The organism is Mesorhizobium sp. M7A.F.Ca.US.006.01.1.1, assembly GCF_003997935.1.
In the GTDB taxonomy this organism is placed as follows: Bacteria; Pseudomonadota; Alphaproteobacteria; order Rhizobiales; family Rhizobiaceae; genus Mesorhizobium.
Window position 1 is genome coordinate 1 of the sequence record NZ_RZQL01000371.1, and the last position, 4,741, is coordinate 4,741.

At 60.0% G+C, this 4,741-nt stretch carries 5 protein-coding genes and 2 pseudogenes; 6 read left to right on the plus strand and 1 reads right to left on the minus strand.

The window, feature by feature from the left end; all coding sequences use genetic code 11:
• The 5 genes and pseudogenes from EN943_RS34995 to EN943_RS35015 all read left to right on the plus strand — a co-directional run.
• Positions 1-235, plus strand: a pseudogene (locus EN943_RS34995) (ABC transporter substrate-binding protein); the annotation flags it as partial.
• Positions 236-269: 34 nt separating this feature from the next.
• Positions 270-1,142, plus strand: a complete 873-nt coding sequence (locus tag EN943_RS35000; RefSeq protein ID WP_127416378.1) for a branched-chain amino acid ABC transporter permease — start codon at positions 270-272, stop codon at positions 1,140-1,142.
• Positions 1,143-1,144: 2 nt separating this feature from the next.
• Entirely contained in the window at positions 1,145-2,170 is a 1,026-nt protein-coding gene (locus EN943_RS35005; RefSeq protein WP_127416382.1) for a branched-chain amino acid ABC transporter permease, read from the plus strand.
• Positions 2,167-2,955 carry an ABC transporter ATP-binding protein gene (locus tag EN943_RS35010; protein WP_127416379.1) on the plus strand — a complete coding sequence of 263 codons (789 nt, stop codon included), beginning with the start codon at positions 2,167-2,169 and terminating at the stop codon, positions 2,953-2,955. Before EN943_RS35005 ends, EN943_RS35010 begins: the two co-directional genes overlap by 4 nt.
• On the plus strand, positions 2,942-3,646 hold the full coding sequence (locus tag EN943_RS35015) for an ABC transporter ATP-binding protein (RefSeq protein WP_127416380.1): 705 nt from the start codon (positions 2,942-2,944) through the stop codon (positions 3,644-3,646). The genes EN943_RS35010 and EN943_RS35015 overlap by 14 nt, the downstream gene beginning before the upstream one ends.
• A gap of 164 nt (positions 3,647-3,810) precedes the next feature.
• Here EN943_RS35015 and EN943_RS39035 read toward each other — a convergent pair.
• A pseudogene (locus tag EN943_RS39035) lies at positions 3,811-3,909 on the minus strand (LysR family transcriptional regulator); the annotation flags it as partial.
• 310 nt (positions 3,910-4,219) lie between these two features.
• Here EN943_RS39035 and EN943_RS35030 point away from each other — a divergent pair.
• Positions 4,220-4,621 (plus strand): VOC family protein, encoded by a 402-nt coding sequence (locus tag EN943_RS35030; RefSeq protein ID WP_127416381.1) that lies wholly within the window; start codon positions 4,220-4,222, stop codon positions 4,619-4,621.
• Positions 4,622-4,741 lie beyond the last annotated feature (120 nt).

Here is a 4,741-nt window from a genome sequence, read left to right on the forward strand (position 1 = left end):
CGGCGGAGGCTTCCGCGGCTACGACGGTATCAAGACCATCGCCGCGGCCATAGAAAGGGCCGGCAAGGCCGAACCCGACGCCATCCGCCAAGCGCTCTGGGACGTGAAGGTGAAGGGCGCCGGAAGCGACATCGCCTTCGAAAAAGAAGGTCCCGCGGGCAAGGAGAGCGGCCAGAGCCATCCGCGCGTCTATCTCGTTAAGATAGAAGGCGGAAAGGTGATCACGCCCCAATAGGTATCGCGCGAGCGATCAATCAAGGACGTAAATTGTGGAATATCTCCTTCAACATGCGTTGGACGCGCTGATACTTGGTGCAATCTATGCCCTTCTAGGAATAGGTCTGACCATCATCGTCGGCATCATGAAGATCATTAACTTTACCCACGGGGAGCTCTACACGATCGGTGCTTATACGGCGTTCGTGTTTGTAGCGTTGGTAGGAGGCAATTATTTCGTTGCACTCGCTCTTGCCGTGGTCGTCGGCGCGACCGCGGGGGCGCTCATCGAACTCATCTTAATACGGCCCATGCGCAACGCGGATATGGATTCCACGATGCTGGTGCTGATCGGCGCGTGGATCATCTTGCAAAACGGAGAAAACTGGATCTGGGGCGGGCGTCCGCAATCCATCCCCAGTCCCTTCTCGATCGAGCCATTAGTGCTCGGCCCCGTTTCCGTCGATCCGCTGCGTGCCTTCGTGTTCGCGATGGCGATCTGTCTGATAGTCGTCGCCCACGCCAGCATCAATTACACTCGGCTCGGCAAAGCGATGCGCGCCACCTTTGCCGACCGGGACGCGGCGGCGCTGATGGGGATTAACATAAACTCGATTTATACGCTCTCGTTCGCGTTTGGCTCAGCACTCGCCGCCGTTGCGGGAGCGCTTCTGGGCCCGATTTTCGTGGTTACCCCGACCATGGGCAACGTGGTGACGCTCAAGGCATTCGCGATCATCATCCTGGGCGGTCTCGGCAACTTCAAGGGTGCCGCGATCGGTGGATTCCTGCTCGCCTTTGTGGAGGAGTTCGGCGCCGGGTACATCTCGTCCTCATATCGCGACGCCATGGCCTTTCTGGTCATCATCCTCGTGCTCACCTTCCGGCCCAAGGGCCTGTTCGCCAAAGCAGAGAGGGTCAGTTGACGATGCTCGCCCGGATAGTTGCGGTGGCGCTGTTCTGCGTCCTTCCCTTGCTTATAGGTGACGCCTATGTCCTTCACATCATGGTGATGGCGGGTATCTTCACGGTCGTCGCCATGAGTCTCAATCTCGTGCTCGGCTATTTGGGTCAAGCCAGTCTCGGACATATCGGGTTTTTCGGAGTAGGCGCCTATGTAAGCGCGCTCTGCTCGCTCGGATTTGAAATCCGCTTCAGCAGCAGTTTTGTGCTTGCCGTGGATCCAAAGCCGGTGTTGCTTTCCTTCCTGTTTGCCGTGCTGATCACGGCCTTCCTTGGATGGTGCATCGGAAAGCTCTCCTTCCGCGTCCGTGGCGCCTATTTCGTGATCGTGACAATCTCGTTCGCAGAGGTTGCACGCATCGTCGCGCTAAACTGGATTTCCCTGACCCAAGGGCCCATGGCTCTCACCAACATTCCGCCTTTGAGCATCGGCGCGTTCGGTTGGGAGTACACGTTCTACAGCAAAGCGTCGAACTACTATCTGGTCCTTTTCGTGGGAGTGGTCACCTACGTGCTGATCCGGCGGTTGGTGCAGTCCAGGATCGGCAGGGCGATGATGTCACTGCGCGACAACGAAACGCTCGCGCTCTCCGTCGGCGTCGACGTCACACGCTATCTTGTGCTCGGCGCATGTCTCTCGGCCGCGATGGCCGGCGCAGCGGGGAGCCTTTATGCCCACTACATGCGGATCATTGATCCCGACGTGTTCTTGTTCGTCTACACCGTCACCCTACTCATAATGATCGTCACCGGCGGCAAAGGAACGTTACTCGGACCCGTCGTGGGCGGGATCCTGTTCGGGGTCATCCCGCCCTTGCTGCGCGAGGTGGCCGGCCCGGAACTTCAATGGATCTTCTACGGGATCCTGATGATCGTCATTGTGATGTTCCTCCCTCAGGGCGTCGTTCCCGCCTTGTCACGGGTGCGTGTCCCCTGGCATGGCCGATCCTGGTTAAGGCGTACTTCTGCGCGATCGGAAGGATCGTCATGACGCGCAAACGCACCTTGCTCTCGGCTGAGAAAGTCGCTGTCCGTTTCGGCGGCTTGACGGCGATTGACGATCTGAGCTTTCATGTCCACGAGGGGGAAGTCGTCAGCCTGATCGGACCGAATGGGGCCGGCAAAACGACCGCGTTCAATGTAGTCTCCGGTTTCCTCGCACCTGCTGAAGGAACCGTCAGATTTGCCGGAGAGCCGCTGACTGGCCTAAAACCCCACCAGATCGCGAACCTGGGCTTGGTCCGCACCTTTCAACGAACGAGCCTTTTCAACGGCGCGACCGTCTTTGAAAGCGTTCTGCGGGCGCTGCACCGGAAGGGCTCCGCCAACGCGTGGTCGGTTCTACTGGGATTGCCGAGCGTCGCTGCCGAGGAGCTCATGCTGCGCACAGAGGCCGAGAAGCTGCTTCAATTCGTCGGACTTCTGGACGGCAGGGAGCGGCATGCCGGATCACTGTCCTACGGCGAACAGCGCCTGCTCGGACTCGCGATGGCCATGGCCGCCGATCCGAAGATGCTACTGCTGGACGAGCCGGTTTCCGGCATGAACGCCACCGAAACCTCCCGCTTCATGGCCATGCTGGAAACCATCCGCAAGCGGGGAGTCACCATTCTGCTGGTAGAGCACGATATGCGTATGGTGATGGAAGTCTCCGATCGTGTGCTCGTGCTCTATCAAGGCCATATTATCGCAAATGGCGTTCCGGCAGAAATCCGGCAAAATCCCGAAGTGATCAGTGCCTATCTAGGCCATGGGAAGTACCATGCTGGAAATTGAGAACATATCCTGCCGCTATGGAAACGTGGCGGCAGTCAAGGGCGTATCGCTCCAGGTCAGGCGGGGCGAACTCGTGTCCCTCATCGGCGCCAACGGTGCCGGCAAAACCTCGACCTTGAGGGCGATCTCCGGGGTTGCACCTATATCTACCGGTCGGATCCTGCTCGACGGCGTCGATATCGCGCAGTCAACGCCGAAGGCAATCCTGATGAGAGGTCTGGCCCACTGCCCCGAAGGACGGAGGGTCTTCTCGGACCTAACCGTGAAAGAGAATCTCGAACTCGGCGCCTTTCTCAGACGCGACCGCGCAGGCATCAGCTCCGATGTTGGAGACATGTATAAGCGCTTCCCCGTCCTAGGCGAGCGGCGCGGGCAGGCGGCGGGTACGCTGTCCGGCGGCGAACAGCAGATGCTGGCTATCGCCCGGGCACTCATGTCACGCCCCAAGATCGTATTGTTCGATGAACCTTCACTCGGGCTCGCGCCAACTATCATCGATTCCGTCTTCGACCTGATATCTGGAATTAGGACCCAGGGCATTACCGTCCTGCTGGTCGAGCAGAATGCGTTTGCCGCGCTCGAAATGTGCGATCGAGCTTACCTTCTCGAAGCCGGCGAACTGAAGCGCGAGGGTACTGGCCGCGAACTTCTTGCTGACCCAGCTGTGCGAGCCGCGTATCTGGGCGGATAGTGACGACAGCTTGGCTAGTACGTCGAAGGATTAATTGTCGCTCTCCTCCCAGGTCTATGTCGCTGCGACGCTGTCAGGCTGTGCGATGAACACCTTGCCCTTCAAGGTCAGGTCGGCGCGCCATAGAGCATTGTCTCCTCATGGCCGACCCGACGGATGCGTGTGCCCGCAGCATTGCCCGGCGAACCGTTGCGTATAGCGAGGTCAAAGCCGTCCTCCAGGAGATCGACTTCACGATCGCTGAGGCTGAGTTCCGGTTCCAGGCGACATGGGCCAACGGCCAGCCCGCCGTCGCGATCTACGCGCGGTGCCATAAGGAGTCCGAATGGCGCGCCCAGTCGCTGCATGTCATCGAGCCGGCCGCTGGCGGCATCGCCTCGCTCACGGTCTATGTCGGCCCGCTCGCGGCAGAGCTGTTCGCCGCCTTCGGCCTGCCGCCAATGGTGCACGAGAGTTGGTCCGAACCGAAAGCGTAGCCGTCGCGCTCCCTCTCCTAACATAAGGCTGTCAGGAGGCCTGGCCTAAAGATCGATCGGGAGCCGGTCGCGGCTTCAGCGATCAAGGAGTCCTGCGATGAATTTCGTCTCTGTCCGCATCATCACCTCGGATGTTCAGCGCCTAGTGCGCTTCTACGGCGAGATCACCGGCATGCCGGTGACTGTCTACACGGAGGACTTCGCGGAACTCGCGACACCTTCCTGCACGCTGGCGATCGGCAGCACGCGCACCTTGATGCTGTTCGGCGGCGACATCGCCCGACCCGCCGACAACCACACCGCCATCCTCGAATTCCGCGTCGGCGATGTCGATGCCGAGTTCGCCAGGCTGTCGGACACGATCAGGGCCGTGACAGTGCAGAAACCGACCACCATGCCCTGGGGCAACCGCTCGCTGCTGTTCCGCGACCCCGACGGCAATCTGGTGAATTTCTTCACGCCGGTGACGGCGGAGGCAATCCGGAAGTTCGACAAGTAGGAGGCGGATGCCTGGCCCGTCGCCAACCGGTGAACCTGGATATTTGCCTCTGCGGCGCTCTCCTTGCGCCGGAATGCCCAAAGCGCGAGCGCTTCTGAGCGCAGATCATCAGGATAGTCC